Annotated in this window: 25 protein-coding genes and 1 riboswitch; of the genes, 3 read left to right on the forward strand and 22 right to left on the reverse strand. The window is 39.6% G+C overall.

Going from position 1 to position 24,118, the window contains the following annotated elements; translation table 11 throughout:
* Nucleotides 1-8: 8 nt before the first annotated feature.
* The 13 genes from recO to NSQ84_RS12500 all read right to left on the reverse strand — a co-directional run bounded on the left by recO (nt 9) and on the right by NSQ84_RS12500 (nt 10,684).
* Complete coding sequence (gene recO, locus NSQ84_RS12440; protein WP_063388047.1) at nt 9-761, reverse strand: DNA repair protein RecO; 753 nt, start codon at nt 759-761, stop codon at nt 9-11.
* A gap of 30 nt (nt 762-791) precedes the next feature.
* On the reverse strand, nt 792-932 hold the full coding sequence (locus tag NSQ84_RS12445) for a YqzL family protein (protein ID WP_065095532.1): 141 nt from the start codon (nt 930-932) through the stop codon (nt 792-794).
* A gap of 112 nt (nt 933-1,044) precedes the next feature.
* Nucleotides 1,045-1,950: a GTPase Era gene (era, locus tag NSQ84_RS12450; protein WP_063388046.1), complete on the reverse strand. Its 906-nt coding sequence runs from the start codon at nt 1,948-1,950 to the stop codon at nt 1,045-1,047.
* Nucleotides 1,943-2,341 (reverse strand): cytidine deaminase, encoded by a 399-nt coding sequence (locus tag NSQ84_RS12455; protein WP_063388045.1) that lies wholly within the window; start codon nt 2,339-2,341, stop codon nt 1,943-1,945. Before NSQ84_RS12455 ends, era begins: the two co-directional genes overlap by 8 nt.
* Before the next feature lie 98 nt (nt 2,342-2,439).
* The gene (locus NSQ84_RS12460) at nt 2,440-2,799 is read right to left on the reverse strand and encodes a diacylglycerol kinase family protein (RefSeq protein ID WP_066247547.1); all 360 of its coding nucleotides are present in this window, start codon (nt 2,797-2,799) and stop codon (nt 2,440-2,442) included.
* A 2-nt stretch (nt 2,800-2,801) separates the two neighbouring features.
* Nucleotides 2,802-3,278, reverse strand: a complete 477-nt coding sequence (gene ybeY / locus NSQ84_RS12465) for an rRNA maturation RNase YbeY (protein ID WP_066247546.1) — start codon at nt 3,276-3,278, stop codon at nt 2,802-2,804.
* Nucleotides 3,275-5,407 (reverse strand): HD family phosphohydrolase, encoded by a 2,133-nt coding sequence (locus tag NSQ84_RS12470; RefSeq protein WP_063388042.1) that lies wholly within the window; start codon nt 5,405-5,407, stop codon nt 3,275-3,277. Before NSQ84_RS12470 ends, ybeY begins: the two co-directional genes overlap by 4 nt.
* Nucleotides 5,408-5,467: 60 nt before the next feature.
* On the reverse strand, nt 5,468-6,430 hold the full coding sequence (locus tag NSQ84_RS12475; protein ID WP_327873392.1) for a PhoH family protein: 963 nt from the start codon (nt 6,428-6,430) through the stop codon (nt 5,468-5,470).
* Nucleotides 6,431-6,433: 3 nt separating this feature from the next.
* Entirely contained in the window at nt 6,434-7,627 is a 1,194-nt protein-coding gene (gene yqfD, locus NSQ84_RS12480) for a sporulation protein YqfD (RefSeq protein WP_066247544.1), read from the reverse strand.
* A 10-nt stretch (nt 7,628-7,637) separates the two neighbouring features.
* Entirely contained in the window at nt 7,638-7,922 is a 285-nt protein-coding gene (gene yqfC, locus NSQ84_RS12485; protein WP_063388039.1) for a sporulation protein YqfC, read from the reverse strand.
* 63 nt (nt 7,923-7,985) lie between these two features.
* Complete coding sequence (locus NSQ84_RS12490; protein ID WP_144596765.1) at nt 7,986-8,363, reverse strand: hypothetical protein; 378 nt, start codon at nt 8,361-8,363, stop codon at nt 7,986-7,988.
* A 28-nt stretch (nt 8,364-8,391) separates the two neighbouring features.
* Nucleotides 8,392-9,384, reverse strand: coding sequence for a flotillin-like protein FloA (gene floA, locus NSQ84_RS12495; RefSeq protein ID WP_066247540.1), 993 nt, complete (start codon nt 9,382-9,384; stop codon nt 8,392-8,394).
* A gap of 16 nt (nt 9,385-9,400) precedes the next feature.
* Entirely contained in the window at nt 9,401-10,684 is a 1,284-nt protein-coding gene (locus NSQ84_RS12500) for an NfeD family protein (protein WP_242009267.1), read from the reverse strand.
* A gap of 193 nt (nt 10,685-10,877) precedes the next feature.
* Nucleotides 10,878-10,993: riboswitch (TPP riboswitch) on the forward strand.
* Between the two features lie 134 nt (nt 10,994-11,127).
* Between NSQ84_RS12500 and thiC the strand changes: the two genes are divergently transcribed.
* Nucleotides 11,128-12,870 (forward strand): phosphomethylpyrimidine synthase ThiC, encoded by a 1,743-nt coding sequence (gene thiC / locus NSQ84_RS12505; protein ID WP_327873391.1) that lies wholly within the window; start codon nt 11,128-11,130, stop codon nt 12,868-12,870.
* 47 nt (nt 12,871-12,917) lie between these two features.
* On the opposite strand, the gene NSQ84_RS12510 is transcribed toward thiC, so the two are convergent.
* The gene (locus tag NSQ84_RS12510; protein WP_094246241.1) at nt 12,918-14,027 is read right to left on the reverse strand and encodes a galactosyldiacylglycerol synthase; all 1,110 of its coding nucleotides are present in this window, start codon (nt 14,025-14,027) and stop codon (nt 12,918-12,920) included.
* Nucleotides 14,028-14,169: 142 nt separating this feature from the next.
* Here NSQ84_RS12510 and NSQ84_RS12515 point away from each other — a divergent pair, with 142 nt between their 5' ends.
* Nucleotides 14,170-14,724, forward strand: a complete 555-nt coding sequence (locus NSQ84_RS12515; RefSeq protein ID WP_063388033.1) for a hypothetical protein — start codon at nt 14,170-14,172, stop codon at nt 14,722-14,724.
* Between the two features lie 480 nt (nt 14,725-15,204).
* On the opposite strand, the gene NSQ84_RS12520 is transcribed toward NSQ84_RS12515, so the two are convergent.
* Nucleotides 15,205-15,651, reverse strand: a complete 447-nt coding sequence (locus NSQ84_RS12520; RefSeq protein ID WP_063388172.1) for a GatB/YqeY domain-containing protein — start codon at nt 15,649-15,651, stop codon at nt 15,205-15,207.
* Nucleotides 15,652-15,670: 19 nt separating this feature from the next.
* The gene (gene rpsU, locus NSQ84_RS12525; RefSeq protein ID WP_063388032.1) at nt 15,671-15,844 is read right to left on the reverse strand and encodes a 30S ribosomal protein S21; all 174 of its coding nucleotides are present in this window, start codon (nt 15,842-15,844) and stop codon (nt 15,671-15,673) included.
* 342 nt (nt 15,845-16,186) lie between these two features.
* On the opposite strand from rpsU, the gene NSQ84_RS12530 reads away from it, so the two are divergent.
* Nucleotides 16,187-17,134 carry a Na/Pi symporter gene (locus NSQ84_RS12530; RefSeq protein ID WP_311066340.1) on the forward strand — a complete coding sequence of 316 codons (948 nt, stop codon included), beginning with the start codon at nt 16,187-16,189 and terminating at the stop codon, nt 17,132-17,134.
* A 72-nt stretch (nt 17,135-17,206) separates the two neighbouring features.
* On the opposite strand, the gene deoC is transcribed toward NSQ84_RS12530, so the two are convergent.
* The 6 genes from deoC to dnaK all read right to left on the reverse strand — a co-directional run bounded on the left by deoC (nt 17,207) and on the right by dnaK (nt 24,114).
* Nucleotides 17,207-17,866, reverse strand: coding sequence for a deoxyribose-phosphate aldolase (gene deoC, locus NSQ84_RS12535; protein WP_311066341.1), 660 nt, complete (start codon nt 17,864-17,866; stop codon nt 17,207-17,209).
* 69 nt (nt 17,867-17,935) lie between these two features.
* Nucleotides 17,936-19,282, reverse strand: a complete 1,347-nt coding sequence (mtaB, locus tag NSQ84_RS12540) for a tRNA (N(6)-L-threonylcarbamoyladenosine(37)-C(2))-methylthiotransferase MtaB (protein WP_066250569.1) — start codon at nt 19,280-19,282, stop codon at nt 17,936-17,938.
* A gap of 5 nt (nt 19,283-19,287) precedes the next feature.
* Nucleotides 19,288-20,043 carry a 16S rRNA (uracil(1498)-N(3))-methyltransferase gene (locus NSQ84_RS12545; protein ID WP_066250567.1) on the reverse strand — a complete coding sequence of 252 codons (756 nt, stop codon included), beginning with the start codon at nt 20,041-20,043 and terminating at the stop codon, nt 19,288-19,290.
* Nucleotides 20,044-20,054: 11 nt separating this feature from the next.
* The gene (prmA, locus tag NSQ84_RS12550; protein WP_063388027.1) at nt 20,055-20,990 is read right to left on the reverse strand and encodes a 50S ribosomal protein L11 methyltransferase; all 936 of its coding nucleotides are present in this window, start codon (nt 20,988-20,990) and stop codon (nt 20,055-20,057) included.
* A gap of 18 nt (nt 20,991-21,008) precedes the next feature.
* Complete coding sequence (gene dnaJ, locus NSQ84_RS12555) at nt 21,009-22,139, reverse strand: molecular chaperone DnaJ (RefSeq protein WP_063388026.1); 1,131 nt, start codon at nt 22,137-22,139, stop codon at nt 21,009-21,011.
* Nucleotides 22,140-22,281: 142 nt separating this feature from the next.
* Nucleotides 22,282-24,114 carry a molecular chaperone DnaK gene (gene dnaK / locus NSQ84_RS12560; protein WP_063388025.1) on the reverse strand — a complete coding sequence of 611 codons (1,833 nt, stop codon included), beginning with the start codon at nt 24,112-24,114 and terminating at the stop codon, nt 22,282-22,284.
* Nucleotides 24,115-24,118 lie beyond the last annotated feature (4 nt).

The raw sequence follows: 24,118 nt of genomic DNA on the forward strand, positions 1-24,118 counted from the left end.
TATATGGTTTACAACATTTCTTTTAAACTGTCAAGCTGATTTAAAAATTTTTTCGATTTCAGCGATAAACCTGCATATTCCTGATAATATTGATCAAGAACAAATCTCAGTTCTTTTTTTGTCTCAGGGGAGACGGATATTTGACCAATGCGGTTTAAGTCAATAGAATAAAACAGCCGCAACAGCTTCACTGTCTTCTGAGAAATATTGAGTCTGTAAGGATCTTTTTCAAAACAGCGGCTGCAAATCAATCCGTTTTCTTTTAATGAAAAATGAAACGGTCCGTTTGTTTCACCGCTTACTGCACATTTGTTTAATTCGGGATATAAACCGAGAACGTTGAGCATCTTTATTTCAAATATATTGGTCAAAATTTCCGCATCCTTTTCTTCATTCAGCAGATGAAGTGTTTGAAATAAGAGCTCAAACAAAAAAGGGTTTCTGTCTTTTTCATCTGTTCCTTTATCAAGGAGCTCTACAATATATGAAGCATATGCAGTCAAAAAAATATTTTCCTTAATCTCTCTAAAAGCGGAAATGATTTCTCCTTGGCTTAAATTGCCCAATCCAGAAGATTGATGATACAAAAAATTTCCATACGTAAAAAGTTGGGTAACAGCTGCGAGGCGGCTGTTCGGTTTATTTGCGCCCCGTGCCATTACACCAACTTTCCCAAACTCCCTTGTATATATTGTAACAACTTTATTGGTCTCACCATATTCCGTTGTACGAATGACAATTCCTTCCGTCTTTACAAGCATTTCTCCACCATCCTATTGGATACAGCACTACTAAACAGGGAGATCAACCTCAGTCCGCTCTTCTTCCTTCATTTGACAATCTTTCGTCCGCTCCTTTTCAAGCTCTTTAAAAAGGAGATATGTGTCAATATTACCTGTAAACGTGAATACTTTCCAGGTAAAATCTAACATATTGTCCCCACCTTTCTGTCGTTGTTCCTAAGCTATATCCAATTCATTGTTATCATAGCCTTTTTGACTCATTTTCATGTTTTGAAAATATTTCTAACTTCCTTCAAGTCAATTAATATTCGTCTTCCCTAAATCCAAAATCTCGCAATTGCGACAGGCGATTTCTCCAATCTTTTTGCACTTTGACCCACAGCTCTAAAAAGACTTTTGATCCGAGCAAGTTTTCAATGTCAACCCTTGCCCTTTTCCCAATTTCTTTCAACATTCTTCCTTGCTTCCCAATGATAATACCTTTTTGAGAGTTGCGTTCCACAACAATTGTTGCAGCTATATATACTGCATGGTTTTCTCTTTTTTCAATAGAATCAACAACAACTGCGACAGAATGCGGGATCTCTTCTCTTGTCAAATGCAATACTTTTTCGCGAACTAGTTCAGAAATGATAAAACGTTCCGGGTGATCTGTCACCTGATCACTAGGATAATATTGCGGACCTTCCGGCAAATACGCTTCAATTTGCCCTAGCAACGTTTCAATGTTGTTTCCTTGCAGGGCAGAAATTGGAACAATTTCCTGAAACTCGAACTTTTCCCTGTATTGGTCAATAAGCGGCAATAAATCATCAGGATGAACCCGATCGATTTTATTGACAACTAAAAATACAGGAGTATCGGTTTCCTTCAATCGTTCCATGATATATTCATCACCGCGGCCTAATCCTTCTTCAGCATTAATCATAAACAGAATTAGATCCACTTCTTTGAGCGTATTTTGAGCGACTTTCATCATAAAATCGCCCAATTTATGCTTTGGTTTATGAATACCGGGAGTGTCGATAAAAATAATTTGTGAGTTTTCCGTCGTATAAACCCCTTGTATTTTGTTTCTCGTTGTTTGAGGTTTATCGCTCATAATCGCAATTTTTTGACCGATTACACGGTTAATAAAAGTCGATTTGCCGACATTCGGACGGCCGATGATTGATACAAATCCTGATTTAAATTTTGTCTTATTCATGTAAATCCTCCGATGTAAATGCTTCTGGTAATAGTTGTTCAACTGTTAGCTCGTTATAGTCTCCGTTAAGATTCGCCAAAATCACCTTCATATTTTTAGGACAGAGCTCTGCTATGACTTGCCTGCAAGCGCCGCATGGCGATACAGGGCGCTTTGTATCCGCAACTATGGCAATAGCTGCGAATTCATTTTCACCTTCTGAAACCGCTTTATATATAGCAGTGCGCTCGGCACAATTGCACATGGAATAAGCTGCGTTTTCAATATTGCATCCTTTGTATACTTTTCCATCCTTTGTCAGAAGTGCTGCACCTACTTTAAATCGAGAGTAAGGTGCATAAGCAAATTCTCTTGCTCTTTTTGCTTCTTCAATCAGTTGATGGGAGTCCATAGCTTCCTTCCTTTCGTTTACGTTGCAGCTTATACTCATTATTTTACATCATTTTTCATTTAATTTCACGTTTATTTTTTCAGAAAATTCTACATTTTTCACGAAAAAACTTCAATTATTTTGGGGGCAAAAATGATGAATCCGATGACAACCGAAACGGCTGCATAAACCAATACTGCTCCTGCAGCTGCATCTTTTGCAGTTTTAAGCAGAGGATGAAATTCTTTCGACACAGCATCAGCGATTCGTTCAATGGCAGTATTGACCAGCTCTAAAGCTAACATTCCGCCAATTAATAGGAGAATGACAATCCATTCAATTAAGCTAATGTTGAAAAATAATCCGGCTGCGATCACGATGATCGCAGCTGTCACATGAATTCTAAAGTTCCGCTCGGATTGGAAGGCTGCAGCTATTCCTTGTACGGCAAAACAAAAGCTTTTCAACAAAGTCTTCATGTTTATCCTGTTCTTTTCAATCCAAATTTCTCTAAAATTTCCTTTTGCCTTGAAAACATTTTTTCTTCTTCTTCTTTTGTCATATGATCATAACCTAATAAATGCAAAAAGCCGTGAACAGATAAAAATCCGAGCTCTCTCATAAATGAGTGGCCGTATTCTTCTGCTTGCTCTTTCGCTTTTTCTATTGAGATAATGATATCCCCTAAATGAGGGGGGAGATCAGCACCTTGGATCTCCACTTCATCTTCTCCTGTTTCTTCAAGCGCAAATGAAATCACATCAGTCGGCTGATCTTTTCCCCGGTAATCCCGATTGATCTCTTGAATGTCTTTATTAGTAACAAAGGTTACAGATACTTCCGAATCTTTGGGAACACGTTCTTCTAAAGCAGCAAATTGCAGCAAATTTTCGATCGTTTCTATTTCCTCAGAAGAGAGTGTTTCCGTCTGGTCGAAAATGTCAATGGATAATGTCATGTTTTCTTCACCTTCTTTTCATGAAATTCCGGATATTCAATTCTTGAATGAAAAATCCCCTTCAATGTTTCACACAATATTTTTGCCACCGTTTCAAGCTCTTTAAACGTTATATCACATTCATCGAATTGCCCGTCTTGAAGTTTATCTTTTATGATGGAACGAACAAGCTTTTCAATTTTTTCGGGCATCGGATTTTTCATTGAACGAACAGCTGCTTCTACACTGTCAGCGATACAAATAACGGCAATCTCCCGCGTTTGCGGCTTCGGACCCGGATATCTAAACTCACTTTCCAAAATAGGCTGATCACTATTTTCTTGGGCTTTATGGTAGAAAAATTTTAAAAGCGATGTTCCATGATGCTGCAGAGCAATATCGATAAATTCTTTCGGCATTTTATGCTTCCTTAACATTTCTGCTCCCTCTTCAGCATGAGCAATAATAATGTTTTTGCTTAGCTGAGGGGACAATTTATCATGCGGATTTTCCATGTTCATTTGGTTTTCAATAAAATAGCGCGGCCGTTTCGTCTTGCCGATATCGTGATAGTAGCTTCCAACCCTTGCCAACAATCCATTCGCACCGATCGCTTCGCAAGCAGCCTCGGCTAGATTGGCCACCATTACACTGTGATGATAAGTACCAGGCGCCTCCGTTAATATTTTCCTTAATAAAGGATGATTCGGATTCGACAGTTCAATCAGCTTCATCGTCGATAAAATGCCAAAACCTGATTCAAAAAAAGGCATTAAACCGATTGTCAAGACGGAAGAGATAACACCTGATACAATCGCCATAAGAAAATAAGAACCGATCTCTAGATTCGAATAAATTCCATTTTGAATGAATAAAATAGCGGTGATCACAACAATATTAACAGCCGAAACGAAAAGACCAGCTTGTAAAATTTTCGAACGGACGTTATGTTCCCCTAGAAACAGAATGGCTGCGATGCACCCGCATAAGTAGTAAAGACCAATTGTAAAATTAAATGTGCCAGTGACTCCATCATTAAAAATCAAGCTTCCGCAAAAAGCATATATAATGCTTGTCACGAACGCAAGGCGGTCATTAATCAAAAGCTTTGTCAACATGACTCCCATCAGCACCGGGACAATAAAGCCGATATGAGAATAGTCCATTTTTTGAAATAAGCTGATAATCTTCATGACCGTTAACGTTATCGCTAGGATGATGGTAAAGAGAAGCAATGACTGGTTTTTACTCGTAAAGAACGAGTTCTTTTCTTTTTCAAAAAAATATGCAAGATAGATCATCACTAATAAGACTAAAATGAAAAGACCAATGATCGGCTGAAATGTGTACTTATTATCTAAAAGGCCCAACAATTCCAGCTTTCTATATACTTCCCTGTCAATTAATTGGCCCTCTTCGACTATAATTTGACCTTGCTTAATTTGAACCTCCTGCACTTTTTCTTTTGCTTCTTCCCGCTTTTCATCTGTTGATTTTGGGTCAAATACATAATTGGAAATAATTGCGCTGCGTCCAATCTCTTCAGCTGCTGAGCGTATCTTATCCGGCAAATTCACGTTTTGAAGCCGTTCTTTCACTTTGTTTCTCGCTTCTTCTAATTTTTCAGCCGGAATCGGCTCGCTCATCGTTTCATTGACAGCCGTAACAACCGCATCTTTCGCCAGCGTAAGCTGTCCTTCATTTGCACTTAACAACGATGTATATACGCTTTCAGGATATTTATCATACATATCTCCTAAACTGCTTTTAAGCCTGTCAAGCTTCTCTTTGCTGCTCATTTCGGCATTAGAAGAAGCCTCCATGATGGCATCAAATAAAGATTCGACCAAATCCACACTGTTGTCCGCATATTCTTTTTTTAGCACATATTGATCTTCCACGCTTTCAGCAGCTTCTTCTCTTCTCTTTTCCGTCATTTCCTTATCGACAACGGTAACAGGTGCGTAAATCGTTTGGTCGGATACTGAAAATAATTTGGCATCAAACGTGTCCGGTTCTACATTGCTGTATAAAACGGTAAACAAAATTACTCCAATAACGGGATATAAGAAAAGATGAAGGGATTGCATTTTTTTCAAAAAATGGAATATCGGCTGTTTCCTGTCTTTGCGATCCATTTTTCTTTTCATTTGTCACAGCACCTCCGATCAATTCTATGCAAAAAATGACCCGGTCATGATGAGCGGGTCTTACTTATCATCTTTTTCATAAGCCTCAATAATTTTTGAAACGAGCGGGTGCCGCACGACATCAGTTTCCTTTAAATATACGAATGAAATGCCCCGAATGCCTGATAATTTTTCATTCGCTTCAAGCAGTCCTGATTTTACTCCTTTTGGCAAATCCACTTGTGTCAGGTCGCCTGTAATGACCATTTTGGATCCAAAGCCTAAACGGGTTAGAAACATTTTCATTTGCTGAGTTGTTGTATTTTGCGCTTCATCTAAAATAACGAACGCATCCTCAAGTGTTCTTCCGCGCATATACGCCAATGGAGCAATTTCAATAACTCCTCTTTCTAACAAGCGCTCCGTATGGTCCACGCCTAAAATATCGTGTAGAGCATCATATAAAGGTCTTAAATAAGGATCTACCTTTTCTTTTAAATCGCCGGGCAAAAAACCTAAATTTTCACCAGCTTCAACGGCCGGCCGCGTTAATATGATTTTATTTACAAGCCCATTTTTCAAGCAATGGACGGCCATGACAACAGCGAGAAACGTTTTTCCTGTTCCTGCTGGACCGATTCCAAATACTAAATCATGCGTTTTAATTGCTTGAAAATACTTTCGTTGACCTAGCGTTTTTACACGAATGGTTTTTCCTTTTGCATTTTTCGCAACTTCTTCATCGTATAGGGATTCAAATTCATCGATCTTCCCACTTTTCGCCATTTTTGTTGCATAAAGCACGTCTTGTTCGTTAATCGAAATTCCTTTTCGAATAACCGAAAGAAGGGATTTCAAGATGTCTTCAACCAGTTCAGCTTTTTCTTTATCTCCTGAAACATATACCGCTTCACCGCGCGAAATGATCGATACGTTTAACTCTTCTTCAATTCTTTTTAAATGAACATCATGAATCCCAAATAAATTAATGGCTTCATTCGGATTTTCTAAACTCTGGCTGATTGTGACTAAATCTTCTGTCATTCTCTAATCTCCCTGAACCCGTTTTATTTTTACAATGTTTTCAATAACTTGGAAGTGTATTTTCAATCTTACTTTACCATTCTCGACGTCTTCGTGCAAAACTTTTTCGCCAACAATTTTGACATCTTTTCCAAGTTTTCGAAACAAGTCATTTTTCCCGGCAGCAATCGCTTGCCGTTTCGCTTCATCCACAGAATATTTTCTGTGAAAGGTTTCCGTCTCCCGAATCGTTTCTTTCTTATAGTTAACTGGAAGATCCCATTTTAAAAATTTTAATGGACGCTCGTCTCGCTCCACCGCATATTGCGGATATTCCGATTCATCATTGCGAAACATCCCCCAAATAGGAATGGAAAAAGAACGAAAGGAGAGAAAATGCTTCGTGACTGACTTTCCTGAAAATAACTGGAAAGTTGTTTGAAGCGGCACCTCCACTGTTGAAATATACCAAGTTTCGCCTAATACTTCTCCGTCTGCTGCCACTTTTCGTATTTTATCACCTTCTCCAACTACACCGGAAACTAATATTTGTCCTTTTTTCACAAAATCATGAACGTCTACTAAAGGTTGTCCTTTTTCAACATACATTTTTGCTATAACAGCTTCCTTCGCGGCCACTAAATGCCTCGGCCCCTCCACTTTGCTTTTTTGCTCTTTTTTCTTTTCGGCTACTTCCAGAGAATATGTCGTTCCTTTTAATTTGACACCGATCCATGTTATATCATCTATTTGGCTCATCAAACGATTTTGAACTGTTTGATTGCTCGATGTCAAAAACTGAAACGTCCCTCTTTTAATTCCTATTTTGTCCAATTCTTTTTGTATTAAATGCTCTGTTTTCGGACTAGCCCCTTTTATTTCAATATGCCAAATCATGTTGGATAAAAGAAATGTAATGGCAATGAACAGAACAATTCCAATAACAAAACCAAAATTTCTCCATGATTTTTTTAATAAAAATGGAAATCCTATCCTTTGGTGAAAGGTGCACTTACATTCATGTTTACGAACTACTTTTCGTAAAGCCTGTACATCTTTAAGGCGTATAAAAAAAGAAATTGCACCGTTTTCCAGCCGCTTTACATTTATTGTGACAATGCCAAGCCGCGTGCAATCGTTCAACATTCTTTCTGAGCCGGTTCCTTCCGCTATTACCTGAACGAAGCCTGTAAAATATAACAACCAATTGTTCCGCATCCCGATCCCCCTACTGATCAATATATAATACTTGTTCAATTTTCCCTTCTACAAGGAGCTCTTCTGGCAATATCGCTTTCATCACAAAATCGCTTCCTTTAATGAGCATCTGGCCTTGCTGCAGCAGAACTCGAATCTCTTTATCTGTAAAAGAAAGCAGTCCTTTATGATTTTCTATATATATATGCAATGTACCGATCATCGTAACACGGGGAAGATCCATCATGACGTCAGCTGGTATTTGCAATCCTTCTGTCAATATGCTTTTTATTCGCTGATGCCATTTTTTGCCCATAAAAGAACCCCCTTCATCCTCATATTTATGAGAGACAAAAGGGGATTAACACCATTAATTCATTTATTTTATGAAATTCGACCGATGGGGCTTTTTGGATCGGGGTTCATCTAAAATGACGCTCCAAATGACTCCTTTTGCAGCTGAATGCATGTGTAAAGCTGATGGTTTCTGTTTTTTATTTTTATTATGAAAAGATTTCATATTCGATTTGTCTTTTTCAGCTTTTTTTAGTTGGCTGGATAGGCCTGTGTGTACATTTTGAATTTGATTCCATTCATTTGGAGGGCTTGTCGAAACATTTTTAACCCTTTGTTTTATTTGTTTTGCAGCTTGTTTCCTTTTTTTCTGCTGCTCTTGATCTTTTTTATTTCTGCCAAACAAAGAAGAAATAATCCCGATTAAAATAACAATGAACAGCGGATTTTCAAATATTTCCATATGACACCTCCTTTGATGGACAGAAAGATCATTCTTCTTCATCACCAGCAGAGTTTTTTGTCATTTTTCCGATAGAATCACGCATATTTGTATCAGCGGTAATGTTTTTGATGTTCATATAATCCATAACTCCAATATTTCCTGATTTTAAAGCTTCCGCCATTGCCAGCGGAACTTGCGCTTCCGCCTCAACAACTTTTGCCCGCATTTCTTCAACTTTAGCGCGCATCTCCTGCTCTCTTGCCACCGCCATCGCCCTGCGTTCCTCCGCTTTAGCTTGCGCGATGTTTTTGTCTGCTTCCGCTTGATCTGTCTGCAGGATCGCACCGATGTTTTTGCCGATGTCAACGTCCGCGATGTCGATGGATAAAATTTCAAAGGCTGTTCCTGAATCGAGTCCTTTGTTTAAAACTGTTTGTGAAATCATATCAGGGTTTTCCAGCACTTTTTTATGATCATCAGAAGAACCAATGGTGCTGACAATTCCTTCACCTACACGTGCGATAATCGTTTCTTCCCCGGCACCGCCAACAAGCCGGTCGATATTGGCTCGCACCGTGATGCGGGCTTTTGCTTTCACTTCAATTCCGTCCATGGCAACACCTGCAATAAACGGGGTTTCGATTACTTTCGGATTTACGCTCATTTGAACGGCTTCAAGCACGTCTCTTCCCGCTAAATCAATCGCAGCACAACGTTCAAAGCTCAATTCAATATTGGCTCTTTCAGCTGCAATTAATGCGTTGACAACTCGATCGACATTTCCTCCTGCCAAATAATGGCTTTCCAATTGATTCGTTGTGACATCAAGGCCGGCTTTATGCGCTTTAATTAACGGATTGATCACTCGACTTGGAATGACTCTGCGCAGCCTCATTCCAATAAGAGTCAAAATACTGATGCGAACGCCAGCTGCTAGAGCAGAAATCCAGAGCATAATCGGCACAAAAGAGAACAAGATGCCAAGCAAAATAAGACCTAATACGATAAGACCTAGTAAAAGAAAAAATGATACATCCATGTGACATACCTACCTCCTATTCATTTTCATTAATAGCTCTTACAACAATTCGTGAGCCTTCTACTTTAACAATTTTCACTTTTTTTCCTTTCTCAATATACGTCCCTTCTGTCACAACATCCAATCTTTCCTCTCCATCGGTCATTACTGTTCCTGCCGGCCGTAAAGCAGTCACAGTTACACCCGTTTTCCCAATTAAATCTGTACGATTTTGATTGGATACATAACCTTTCTCCGTGCTGATTGAATCATTTAAAATAATTTTTTTAAACCATTTCATACGCTTACCAATCACCTTTGACAAAATGAATATTGTGAATATCGAAATGGAACCGGCAATAAAAAGAGAAACCGCCATATGTCCTATATGATCAGCTGCTAAAAATAAACTTAAAAGGACTGAAAGAAAACCGATTGCTCCAATAATTCCTCCTGGAACAAACAACTCTGCAATTATAAGCAGAACCCCAAGCACGAACAAAACAACCGTTTCCAATCCCGCAAGCCCTGCAATAAAATGACCGAAGAAAAACAAAAACAGCGCCAATAGTCCAATAAAACCAGGAATGCCAAACCCAGGAGTGTACAATTCTAACACAAATCCTAAACCGCTAATCGTTAATAATATCGGAATGGTATACATGTTTGTTACAAAACGGGCTATTTTTTCAGCAAACGTCTCCTCAGTCTCTTGGATTTTTGCACCTTCCATTCCGATCGATTTCAAAAGCTCTGCCCGGCTTTTGGCGATGCCTTCACCATACCCGACTTCCATCGCTTGTTTTGCTGTTAATGTTAGTAATTCTCCTTTTTCTGCACCATATTCGGGCATATTCAAGCTGCTGTCTACCATCGCCTCAGCGAACATAGGGTCTCTGCCATGAAGCTCAGCAGCATTTCTCATCTCTGCTTTCCAAAACGATTGCACTTTTACTTCTGCAGCATTGCCATTGGAGTCAATGACAGCCGCTGACCCAATGGTACCGCCAGGATGGTAATATATTTGATCAGCCCTTAATGCTATATAAGCCCCTGCGGAAATCGCATGTTTATTTACATAAGCGATTGTTTTGATATCTGTATCCATAATCATTTTGCCTATTTCTATCGCTGCCTCTAAAGCACCGCCAGGAGTGTTCAATTCAAAAACAATGACATCCGCCTTTTCTTTTTCCGCCTCCTGAATGGATCGTTTAATAAAATGCACCAATCCTTTTTCAATTGTATTTTCAATCGGAATAAAATAAACTGTTTTCCCTTCAGCTGATTTGGCATCAAAAGACGCACAAATAATCGACAAGATGAGCAGCAGAGCGCAAATAGCGAAAAACTTATTGTTTGATTTCAGGCCTCTCCCCCCTTATTTTTTGCCTAATATTATTACGGACAATTGCGCAGAAAGTTTCAAAAATCAACAATTCTGCAAACAAACATGAAACGAAAAAATATTTTCATTATTTTTCATATTATGTTACTATTAAAAAAAATATATAACCATCTACTAGGGGTGTCCAATTAGCTGGACTGAGAGAAGAACGCGCCTGAAGTTCTTCAACCCTTTGAACCTGATCTGGATGATGCCAGCGTAGGGAAGTAGGTAGCGGGAGTATTTTATTGCCTTCTTTTTCTATATTGAATTGATCGGGTTCGTGCTAAAGCGAACCCGTTTTTATTTTTCACGTCCCATCTCCCCTCCTATTTTTCTATGCACATCTTCAGATAAAAAAATGGAGGAGGAGAAAAATGAAACATTATTTCGAAAACATGCAGTTTCCAGCAAGCAAAAAAATTTATGTGACTGGGTCGAGACCCGATATTCGGGTTCCGTTGAGGGAAATTCAATTAACTCCCACGAAAACGGAAGCGGGAACGTTTGAAAATGAACCTGTAAAGGTTTATGACACGAGCGGTCCCTATACAGATCCTGATTTTCAGGCAGATATTCATAAAGGTTTGCCGGCTGTGCGCAAACAGTGGATTTTAGACCGTCATGATGTTGTAGAATATGACGGGCGCCAGGTAAAGCCTGAAGATAATGGATTTCGCAATTGGGAAGATCACAATATTGCCACACCTTTTCATCGAAAGCCTTTCAAAGCAAAAAAAGGTGCTGTCGTTACACAAATGCACTATGCAAAAAAGGGGATCATCACCCCAGAGATGGAGTTTGTGGCGATTCGTGAAAACATGGATCCTGAATTCGTTCGTCAAGAAGTCGCTGCCGGCAGGGCCATTATTCCGTCCAACATTAATCACCCGGAAAGTGAACCGATGATCATCGGCCGGAACTTTCATGTAAAAATTAATGCCAACATTGGCAATTCAGCTGTAACATCGTCAATCGAAGAAGAAGTTGAGAAGATGCTTTGGGCCATCCGCTGGGGCGCTGACACAATTATGGACCTGTCAACAGGAAAAAATATTCATGCAACAAGAGAATTTATCATCCGCAACTCGCCCGTGCCGGTTGGAACCGTCCCGATTTACCAAGCGCTCGAAAAAGTAAATGGCGTTGCTGAAGATTTAACATGGGAAATTTACCGTGATACATTAATTGAGCAAGCAGAACAAGGGGTCGATTATTTTACTATACATGCCGGCGTGCTGCTTCGCTATATCCCTTTGACCGTCAAACGGACGACCGGAATCGTATCCCGCGGCGGTTCGATCATGGCGCAGTGGTGTATGGCGCATCATCAAGAAAACTTTTTATACACTCATTTTGAAGAGATTTGCGAAATTTTAAAAACATATGATATTGCCGTTTCATTAGGTGACGGCTTGCGTCCCGGATCTATTCGAGATGCCAATGATGAAGCGCAATTTGCCGAATTGAAAACGCTCGGTGAATTGACGGAAATCGCCTGGAAACATGATGTCCAAGTCATGATCGAAGGCCCTGGGCACATTCCGATGCATAAAATTAAAGAAAATGTTGATTTAGAAAATGAAATTTGCAAAGGGGCTCCTTTTTATACCCTCGGTCCATTAACGACCGATATTGCTCCCGGCTATGATCATATTACGTCAGCCATTGGAGCAGCCATGATCGGCTGGTACGGAACGGCCATGCTATGTTATGTAACTCCGAAAGAGCATTTAGGCCTTCCCAATAAAGAGGATGTGCGCCAAGGTGTTGTTGCTTATAAAATTGCAGCCCATGCCGCAGATTTGGCAAAAGGGCATCCAGGCGCCCAAATAAGGGATGATGCTTTATCAAAAGCCCGTTTTGAATTTCGCTGGAACGACCAATTTAATCTTTCTCTCGATCCTGAACGGGCACGCGAATATCATGACGAAACTTTGCCGGCAGAAGGAGCGAAAATTGCCCATTTTTGTTCTATGTGCGGTCCAAAATTTTGCTCGATGAAAATTTCCCACAATTTAAGAAAAATGGCCGGTTCAAGTGATTCTGATTTCGTTCAGGAAGGTTTGAGGCAAAAAGCAAAAGAATTTATAGAGGGCGGGTCATCCCTTTATCGATAAATAATTTTCAAACTAATGCTCCTAGAAGCTTTAATGGCTTCCAGGAGCTATTCATTCATTAAACGTTTGATCAATCCCGCTGGTTCAATCGGAGCTAAACTTTTATGATATTCATCCACTTTCGATAAAAATTTTGATAGCTGCTTAGATTGCAGCGCTCGAATAATGGAGGCCGAAATATTTGTTTCCTCTTGCCAATTTCGAAAATCAAACACCATCCCGAATTTCGTTAATTTCTCCAAATTTATTTCTTCCTGTCCTGGAAGAGTGTGGTATACAAATATAGGAATTTTTTTGTATAAACATTCGCTGATTGTCACACCCCCGGGCTTTGTCATGATAAAATCGACGCGATTGTACAGATCGTTCATTTGTTCTCTTGAAGAGATGTAAGGCAAAGGAGTAATTCGTGGATGGTTTTGTTTTATTAATCGATCATAAAGCTTTCTGTTTTTTCCGCATAACACCATATAATGGATATCATCATCGCGGCTGATTTTTTCCGTTATCTTCTCTATTGAACCGACGCCTGAACTTCCTCCCGAAATTAATCCTCGATAAAAACGCATGCTATGTACATGTTCATCTTTCCTTTTTGTAAAATTTGGGTGAATAGGAATCCCTGTAACAAAAATCTGTTCTTTTTTTATACCTTTTTCGAGCAAATAATCTTTCATATATGAGTGACCGACAAAATGATAGTCAATTTCTCTTTTTCCCCAAAGATGATGAATAAAAAAATCTGTGTATACATTGATAACAGGGATGTTGATTTGAGAAGAGGCTTTCAGCCTGGCAAGCAAGTAGGAAGGAAGAGCATGAGTACAAACAATCATTTTCGGATTCAATTCATCAATGATCTTTTTTAAATGCCGGAGAAAAAGTGCCTCATAATGGAAAAACCTTTTGCCGCTCTTTTGTTCCGCAAGCACTGACCTGTGGTACATATGGCTGTATGATTTAGGAAAACGGCCAATCCATTGCAAATAAAAGGAAGATATCAGCCTTTCTATTTTTCCAAATTTCGATGACAAAAGGTCCATTTTTTCGCAATGAATGTCAGGATCAAGCCGTAACAACCCTTCCATCAGGGCATCAGCTGTTTGATGATGGCCTGAAGGTATGGTCAAAAAAGGAAGATATAAAATTTTTTTCATATCGCTCACCATTGTTATTGATGGAGTTCTTTAAAAGTTTTTTCTTAATTTCGCATGGCTATTCGAAAAAAATTTTTTATAAATAAAAACAATTCGTATGCTAAAAAATAAACTGTAAGAAAAAAAGTGAAAGGTGTTGCAAATGGGAAGGTTGAGATATTGTTTTTTTAAGTTTTGGTGCCTATTGGATCCCATTTATTACCTTTGTTCGCGGCTTGAGTATGTGAGGGACAAGGAGAATAATCGTGACATTTTCCGGGTTCGATTGACAAAATATAAAGGAAGGGAAATAATTCTTTCAGACGGTACAAAAATTAAAAAAAATGATCTTCTGTTAAAAATACATCTTCATAACGTCTATTTAATGAAGGAACTGAATCGTTTTAAGAGCGAAATTCAAAAAGGAAGATACATTTACTCTAAAACAGAAAAAGGGCTGCCAAATATCGTTCAATACTTGCGGAATCATTCACAATTTCATAATGTGAAAGGGATTATTGGAATAACTATTTTAAATAAAGGCTCTGAACGGCTGGGCTTTGAAACGTTTTCCATTCAAAATCCATTTTATAAATGGTATAAGCTTTTGACATTTACCCCTATGTATTTAATCATTCAATATCGTTTCGATAGCTTGAAGCGGCCGCCGAAATATTTAATGATGTCAAAAGAAAAACTGCTCAAACTATATGGATAGAACGGTTTTCCCTTCATCAAAAAAGAGCGTATGAACAGCTCAGGCGCCGCTTATACGCTCCGTCATGTTGATCCCGTTGAGGTTTCAATGAAAATATTTGGGTTAACTCCGAAATAAATCCTTTCCCTTTCAGAGCAAATAGTGCTGTCGTTTTTCCCTGTTCTCACAGCCAGATAGACGTGTGCTTTCTTTTCGATACGTTTTCCTTTATTGCCGCCGTATTTTCCCGATAATCTTCATTGAGATCAGCGATCTTTCCGAATGTTTTCCTTCATTGTTGCCCTCTGCTCAATTTTTTGCGGACATTTGCATAGCAGCTATATTCTTTCGCCGACAAGCTTGCTATCAACAACTGAACCACTATTGATGAATTGCAAGGCAGCTACATTCATTAATCGACTGCCGCAGTCCATAGGATGAATCCGCTGCAAAAACTTAAAAGCTTGCCGCACATAGAAAGCGGCAAGCTTTTTACTCGAATTATGAAAGCAAATCCTGAACCAATTTATTGACAAGCGAGCCATCTGCTTTTCCTTTTACTTTTGGCATAACGGCTCCCATTACTTTCCCCATATCGGATTTGGACGTTGCGTTCACTTCCGAAATTGTTGTTTTAATAATTTGTATTAATTCCTCTTCAGATAATTGCTCAGGCATATATTCAGTTATTACTGCAATTTCAGCTTTCACTTTTTCAACTAAATCTGAACGACCTGCATTTTCAAATTCTTGGAGGGAGTCTTTACGTTGCTTTAATTCTCGAGAAAGTACCGTTAATTCCTCTTCTTCAGTCAACTCACTTTTTCCGAGTTTAATCGCTTCATTTTGCAAGGATGCTTTTACCATGCGAATGACTGAAAGGCGATCTTTCTCTTTATTTTTCATCGCTTGCTTCATATCTTGATTTAAACGCTCAAGAAGACCCATAATTAATATACACCCTCTTTTAATATTTACGCTTTCTTGCAGCTTCAGATTTTTTCTTGCGTCTTACGCTAGGCTTCTCATAAAATTCGCGCTTTCTATATTCCTGCAAAGTACCAGTTTTTGATACTTGGCGTCTGAAGCGGCGAAGAGCATCCTCAAGCGATTCGTTTTTACGTACGATCGTTTTAGACATCCTTTTTCCCTCCCTCCGAACAAAGCCAGTTCATGTTCCTTATCAAAAAGAACATTTACTAAGTTAGTATAATATAATCGATTTATTTGGTCAATGTTCAAAACATCTTTCCTATTCCTTATGACTTTTTTTTACCGGACAGGTTTACAAGACTGTTTTATATCAGCTTTTGTATGGAAGAATTTCCAAATTCATCATGTATATAAGGAAATGATTCAAGATCGTTTGAAAGCCGCTAAACAGCTGTCTGAAAAAATATAACTAGTTCGATTGAAAAAAATTACTCGTTCATAAGGTCTTATTGTGACACCTTGTCCATAGACTGTTGATGAGGTGGTTTTCATGGGAATGCAATTGCTGTTATTATTTTTTTCTTGTTTCCTTTTATTTTTTTGCGGAATGGCAATGATGAAATACGGATTTCAGCAAATGTCCCATAGGCAGCTGGAGAAATGGCTGTACAACTACACGAATGCCCCAATCAAATCCTTTCTAACCGGCATGATTGCAACAGCTCTTGTTCATAGCAGTTCTCTAGTGATGGTGATTACAGTTAGTTTTGTTTCCGCTGGTTTGTTAAAGTTTAAAGATGCAATTGGAATTATTTTAGGTTCCAATGTCGGGACGACCTTTACGACCGAATTTCTAGCCGTTGAAATAGATGACTATTTAGGGATGATGTTTGCAATTTCTCTTCTTCTCATGCTTTTTAAAAACAGAATTTTATTTTCATTAGGCTGTTCATGCTTCGGCATATCGTGTATTTTTTTAGCTTTGAACGGGTTTGAAAAAGCTGCTTTTCTTTTGTCTGACCTGCAGGTTATGTCTGATCTGCTTTCCAAATCGAGTGACCATTTGCTTTTTTCTGTCGGAATAAGCGCGGTCTTCACCGGAATTATTCAATCATCAACTGCATTAATCGGAATTGTCATGAGCTTTATGAACGAACAGCTGCTGCCATTAGAAACAGGATTAGCTTTTGTTCTCGGCGCAAATATCGGCACCTGCATTACAGCTTTATTGGCCTCGATCGGCTCTAAACAAGAAGCGAAATATACTGCTTTTGCCCATCTTTGGCTGAATGTGTTTGGAGTGATCCTGTTCGTTCCGCTTATTCCTTTTTTCGCAAATAATTTAAAATTGTTAACAAATGAACCAGATTTCCAAATCGCTCACTTTAGCCTGATTTTTAACTTGATAACTTCTTTAATCATTCTCCCGTTTGCGAATCAATATGCAAATTTTGTATTATGGTGGACAAAAACTATTTCAGCATGGATAAAAAAATAATCCCGCAACAAACTGCGGGAAAACTTTTTTAAACTAAATGTAAAAATCCATCAATTCTGTGATTATAATAGATTAACGTTCACTTCCTTTTATAATCGCCACTCCAGAACTAGTACCAATTCTTGTCGCACCGGCTTCTATCATCATGATCGCAGTTTTATAATCGCGGATTCCGCCAGATGCTTTCACGCCGAATTTCGGACCTACTACTGCACGCATAAGCTTCACATCGTCAACTGTTGCACCACCGGTAGAAAATCCTGTCGATGTTTTGACAAAATCTGCTCCGGCTTTTACAGCTAGCTCACACGCATTTCTTTTCTCATCAACATTTAATAGACATGTTTCAATAATCACCTTTATCAAAGCTTTTCCGTTTGCCGCTTCAACGACAGCACGAATATCTTCTTCAACGGCATGATAACGCTGATCCTTTAATGCGCTGATGTTTATCACCATATCTAATTCCGCTGCACCTTTTTGAACCAACTCTGTCGTTTCATATGCCTTTACTTCAGTAGTTGTTGCTCCAAGTGGAAAACCAATCACTGAGCAAACTTTCACATCTGATTTTTGCAGCAAATTAGCTGCTGTTTCCACCCATACGGGGTTAACACAGACAGATGCAAATCCGTACTCCTTCGCCTCAAAACAAAGCTTTTCAATATCTGCCTGCGTGACATCCGGCTTTAAAACAGTATGGTCAATATACTTCGCAATATCCCTTTTCATGAGAAGGCTCCCTTCATAAAAAGTGGTACAGCTTACATCAAAGTCTGTTTTACGCAAGAAAAAGCTAGATTAAGAAGACTTCTGTAAATAGTCTTCATCGACTATACGGACTACTTGTCCTTCATTATATGGATAGCCAGCCTTAGTTAATTTCACCTTCACAATTTTCCCAACCATCTCTTTCGTCGCCGGAAAAACAACTTTTAAATAATTGTCCGTATATCCTTCATATTTGCCGCTGTCTGGAGCTTCTTTATAAGGTTCTTCTGGAATAACCTCCAGTACTTGTCCCTCAAATTTTGAGGCATATTCTTTTGCTAGTTGATCGCTTAATGCGATCAGCCGGTGTACGCGTTCGTTTTTTATGTCTTCGTCAACTTGATTTTCCATTCGGGCAGCTGGTGTTCCTGTCCGCTTCGAATAAGGGAAAACATGAAGCTCAGAATAACGGTGTTCTTTAACAAAGTTGTATGTTTCCATAAATTCTTCTTCCGTTTCACCCGGGAAACCTACAATCACATCAGAAGTTACCGCAAGCCCAGGCAAAGCTTCCCGCAGCCGTTTCAGACGCTCAGCATAAAATTCCGTCGTATATTTACGGCGCATCCGCTTTAAGACGCTGTTTGATCCTGATTGAAGCGGTATATGCAAATGGCGGACAATTTTATCGGACGTTTTCAGCACTTCAATTACTTCATCAGTTATTTGGCTCGCTTCAATTGAAGAAATTCTAAGCCGCTTTAATCCTTTCACTTCAGAATCAATATCGCGAAGAAGCTGCGCAAAATTATAATCTTTTAAATCTTCCCCATATCCTCCTGTATGGATGCCGGTTAAAACAATTTCTTTGTATCCAGCATCCACCAGCTTTTGAGCCTGTTTAATCACTTCTTTTGGATCCCGGCTCCGCATGAGACCGCGTGCCCACGGAATAATACAAAACGTGCAAAAATTATTGCAGCCTTCTTGTATTTTTAAAGACGCCCGCGTCCGGTCTGTAAAGGAAGGTACGTCCATCTCCTCGAATACCCGAGCTTTCATAATGTTTGTCACACCGTTGATCGGCTGGCGCTCCTTCTTAAACTGCTCAATATAATCGAGCATTTTTTTTCGATCTTGTGTACCGACAACGATATCAACCCCAGGAATGGCCATGACTTCTGCGGGTGCCGTTTGCGCATAACAACCTGTAACGCAAATAACACTGTCAGGGTTTTTGCGGATCGCTCTCCGTATTACTTGGCGGCTTTTTTTATCACCTGTATTCGTCACCGTACAAGTGTTAATGACATATACATCCGCAATCGCTTCAAAATCCCGGCGCTCATATCCCGCTTCTTTAAATAGCTGCCAAATAGCTTCTGTTTCATAATGATTTACCTTACATCCTAATGTATGAAAAGCAACAGTCGGCATGTTTTTCACCTCGACAGTTCAAAATGATAGGATACTGCAGATAATAAATAAAGAGGAGCCGTTTCCGCCCGCAATATTCTCGGACCTAGCCCGCATAAAAGAAAGCCGTTATCGGATAACTGCTTAATCTCCTCGGCTGTAAAACCTCCTTCTGGTCCAAAAACAGCGAATAATGATCCTCCCCGCTGCAAAGAATTTAAAGCACGAAATAAATTGCTCGTTTCACCTTTTTTTGCATGCTCTTCATAAGCGACAATTTTTACATCGGCTGATGCAGCATAAGAAATGACATCCTTTAATGAAGCTGGCTTCGTCACCTCAGGAATTATGGTCCGATGTGACTGTTCCGCAGCTTCTTTCGCAATTTTATTCCACCGCTCTAATTTTTTATTTATTTTACCTTCATTTAATTTTACAATTGAACGAGCAGCATTAAAAGGGATAAACTTGGAAGCACCAAGCTCCGTCCCTTTTTGAATGACGAGCTCCAATTTATCCCCTTTAGGCAGCCCATTCGCTAATATCACTTTTACCGGAAGCTCTGAATTGTTCTCGATCCACTCTAAAATGGAACAGCATACTTTATCGGCAGATATTTGAACAATTTGGCAAAGGGCTGAATATCCATCCTTTGTTACACATATAATTTGATCATTCTGTTTCATCCGCATCACCCGGGAAATGTGGTGGACATCTTCCCCGGTGATGTCAATAATATCAGTTAATTCTTTTTTTGCATAATGAATAAAATAACGCTGCATCTTCAATCCCTCTATTTTTTTGCGATAAAGGCGACCCAATCTTCCATCGTCATCGTCTCTTCAATCGTAAAACCAGCTTCGATTAAAGCTTGCTCCACTTCGTGTTTTTTGTTTTGAATAATTCCGGAAGTAATAAAATAACCGCCGTTTTCTAAACGCTCATGCGCATCACGAACAAATCGCAATATGACTTCAGCTAATATGTTTGCAACAATTACGTTTGCTTTAACATCGATATCGTCCAACAAATTGTTTTGCTTGACTTGAACAAGATGCTGCACTTTATTCAATTTAACATTTAATCGCGCGCTGTCCACTGCAACTGGATCCAAATCAAGTGCGATGACTTTATCGGCCCCCAGCAAAGCACTCGCGATGCTCAATACGCCTGACCCTGTACCGACATCAATTACAATATTTCCCTTTTGCACCTTTTTTTCAAGTGCTTGTATGCAGAGAACTGTTGTTGGATGGGTTCCAGTTCCAAACGCCATACCAGGATCCAATTCAATGATCAGTTCATCGGTGTGAGCAGGTTCATACAGCTCCCATGTGGGGACAATCGTAAATTTTTTTGAAACCTTCACAGGACGGTAATATTTCTTCCAAGCGGTAGCCCATTCTTCCTCATTAACTTCACTAATTGTAATATGGTTCCGCCCCAAATCAATATCATACAACAGCAGGTTATTTATCCGTTCTTTTATCCCTTCCACCGTCTCGCCTAAAAAGCTATTCACAGGAAGGTACGCTTTAATGATGACACCTTCATCAGGATAGTCTTCAGGATCAAGCTGATATATTTCTCCATATTGATCTTCTCTTTCTTTTATAAGATCATACGGATCTTCAATAACTACTCCACCAGCACCCGCTTCATGTAAAATATTAGAGATAGGTTCAACCGCTTCTTCCGTTGTATGGATGCTAATCTCTGACCACTTCATTTTAGTAACCCCAATCCTTTAATCTCCTTTAAACGCCCGCTTCACTTTATCAAAAAAACTTTCTTCCTGTACATCAGGTTGATTCCCGCTGATAGCCGCAAATTCCCGCAGCAATTCTTTTTGTTTTTCCGTAAGGTTAGTTGGTGTAACGACGCGAACAGTTACATATTGATCTCCTATGCCATGGCCGTGAACATTTTTGATCCCTTTTCCAGACAGTCTGAATTTTCGGCCTGTCTGCGTGCCTGCAGGTATTTTTAATTTCACTTTACCGTATAAAGTAGGAACTTCAATCTCATCTCCAAGCGCAGCTTGTGCGAATGTCAGTGGCATTTCACAATAGATGTCATCACCATCGCGGACGAAAAATTCGTGTTCCTGTACGTGGAAAACAATATATAAATCACCTGATGGACCGCCGTTAATTCCCGGCTCTCCTTTCCCTTGTATGCGGAGCTGCTGACCGTCATCTACACCAGCTGGAATTTTTACTTGGATTTTTCTGCGTTTCTTCACTTTTCCGCTGCCGCCACAAGTTGTACAGCGATGTCTGATAAATTTACCTGTTCCGTTACATTGATAACAAACGCGCCGATTCACAAAAACACCAAAAGCTGTTCGCTGCTCTGAGCTGATTTGACCCGAACCTCCGCAATGCGGACAAGTTTCCGGAGTAGTACCAGGTTTCGCTCCTGAACCGTGGCAAGTATCACATGTTTCTTCGCTAGGAATTTCAATTGTCGTTTCCTTTCCGAACGCAGCTTCTTCAAATGAAATCGTCATCGTATATTGAATATCTGCACCTGCTCGAGGAGCATTCGGATCTCTTCTTCTTCCTCCGCCAAAGATCGAACTGAATAAGTCATCAAATCCAAATCCCCCGAAATCCGCTTCAAATTCTTCACCGTTAAAGCCGCCGAAGCCTTGAGTAGCACCTGCATGACCGTAGCGGTCATATTGGGCTCTTTTTGTGTCGTCGCTTAACACTTCATACGCTTCTTTTACTTCTTTGAATTTTTCGGGCGCGTCTGGGTCTTTGTTAATATCCGGATGATATTTTTTGGACAGCTTGCGATAGGCTTTTTTAATCTCCTCTTTTGTTGCGTTCTTACTAACTCCAAGCACCTCATAGTAATCACGCTTCGCCATATATTCACACTCCCGATTTCTCACATAGAGTAAATTTTAACATTGACAAACGGAAGAAAGCAACTGTTAACCGCCTTTACTGAAAAAAGTCAAAGTCAAGACATGCCTGACTTTGACTTATCCATTTTCAGATTAAAACATTTTATTTGTCATCTACTTCTTTATATTCAGCGTCAATCACATCATCGTCATTTTTATTTTTGTTTTCAGAATTATTTTGTTGATTATTTGTCTGTGCTTGTTTAGCCGCTTCCTCATAAAGTTTTACAGAAAGGTTCTGAACGATTTCTTGAAGTTCTTCTTTTTTCGCTTTTATTTGATCGAAATCATTTTTATCAATCGCTTCTTTTAATGCGTCTTTTATTTCGTTTGCTTTTTTCACTTCTGCTTCGTCAACTTTTCCTTGCAGCTCTTTTAATGTTTTTTCTGTCGTAAAGACAAGCTGGTCAGCTTCATTTCTCAATTCTGCCTGTTCTTTTCGTTTTTTGTCAGCTTCAGCGTTTTCTTCCGCTTCCTTAATCATGCGCTCAATTTCTTCTTCGGATAATCCCGTGGATGATTTAATTGTAATTTTTTGTTCTTTTCCAGTTCCTAAATCCTTAGCACTTACGTTCACAATTCCGTTTTTGTCGATATCAAACGTTACCTCGATTTGCGGCACTCCTCGCGGCGCAGGCGGGATATCTGTTAATTGGAAGCGTCCTAATGTTTTATTGTCAGCAGCCATCGGACGTTCCCCTTGCAGAACGTGAATATCGACCGCAGTTTGGTTGTCAGCAGCAGTTGAAAAGATTTGCGACTTGCTCGTTGGGATCGTAGTGTTCCGTTCAATCAGTTTTGTAAACACTCCGCCCATCGTTTCAATTCCAAGCGATAATGGAGTAACGTCTAGGAGCACAACGTCCTTCACATCACCTGTGATGACACCGCCTTGAATTGCAGCACCTAACGCAACGACTTCGTCCGGGTTAACGCCTTTATGAGGCTCTTTGCCAATTTCCTTTTTAATCGCTTCTTGAACAGCAGGAATCCGAGTGGAGCCTCCGACTAAAATTACTTTATCGATATCGTTTTTCGTTAAACCAGCGTCGCTCAATGCTTGGCGAACAGGACCCATAGTTTTTTCTACAAGATGCGCAGACAATTCTTCAAATTTTGCCCGCGTTAATGTCACTTCCAGATGAAGCGGTCCTTGTTCACCTGCAGTAATAAACGGCAAAGAAATTTGTGTTGATGTTACGCCTGATAAGTCTTTTTTCGCCTTTTCCGCAGCATCCTTCAATCTTTGCAGAGCCATTTTGTCTTTGGAAAGATCAATGCCATTTTCTTTTTTAAATTGATCTACTAAATAGTCAATAATGACTTGGTCAAAGTCATCACCGCCGAGATGGTTGTCGCCCGCTGTTGCTCTTACTTCAAAAACACCGTCCCCAAGTTCAAGAATGGACACATCAAATGTACCGCCGCCCAAGTCATAAACTAAAATGGTTTGATCTTCATCCATTTTGTCAAGACCGTAAGCTAAAGCAGCTGCAGTCGGCTCATTGATAATCCGTTCAACTTCAAGACCGGCTATTCTTCCTGCATCTTTTGTTGCTTGGCGCTGAGCATCGTTAAAATAGGCAGGAACAGTAATGACAGCTTTTTCTACTTTTTCCCCTAAATAATCTTCTGCATACGATTTTAAATGCTGCAAAATAATAGCAGAAATTTCCTGCGGCGTATATTTTTTTCCGTCAATCTCCACTTTGTAGTCAGTTCCCATGTGGCGTTTAATAGAAATAATTGTATTTGGATTCGTGATCGCTTGGCGTTTTGCAATTTCACCTACTTGACGCTCGCCGTTTTTAAATGCAACAACCGACGGTGTCGTCCGGTTTCCTTCTGGGTTTGGAATCACTTTCGGTTCGCCGCCCTCCAGAACCGCTACACAAGAGTTCGTTGTTCCTAAGTCAATACCGATGATTTTACCCATATAT

The organism is Aeribacillus sp. FSL K6-3256, from assembly GCF_037965805.1.
In the GTDB taxonomy this organism is placed as follows: Bacteria; Bacillota; Bacilli; order Bacillales; family Aeribacillaceae; genus Aeribacillus; species Aeribacillus composti.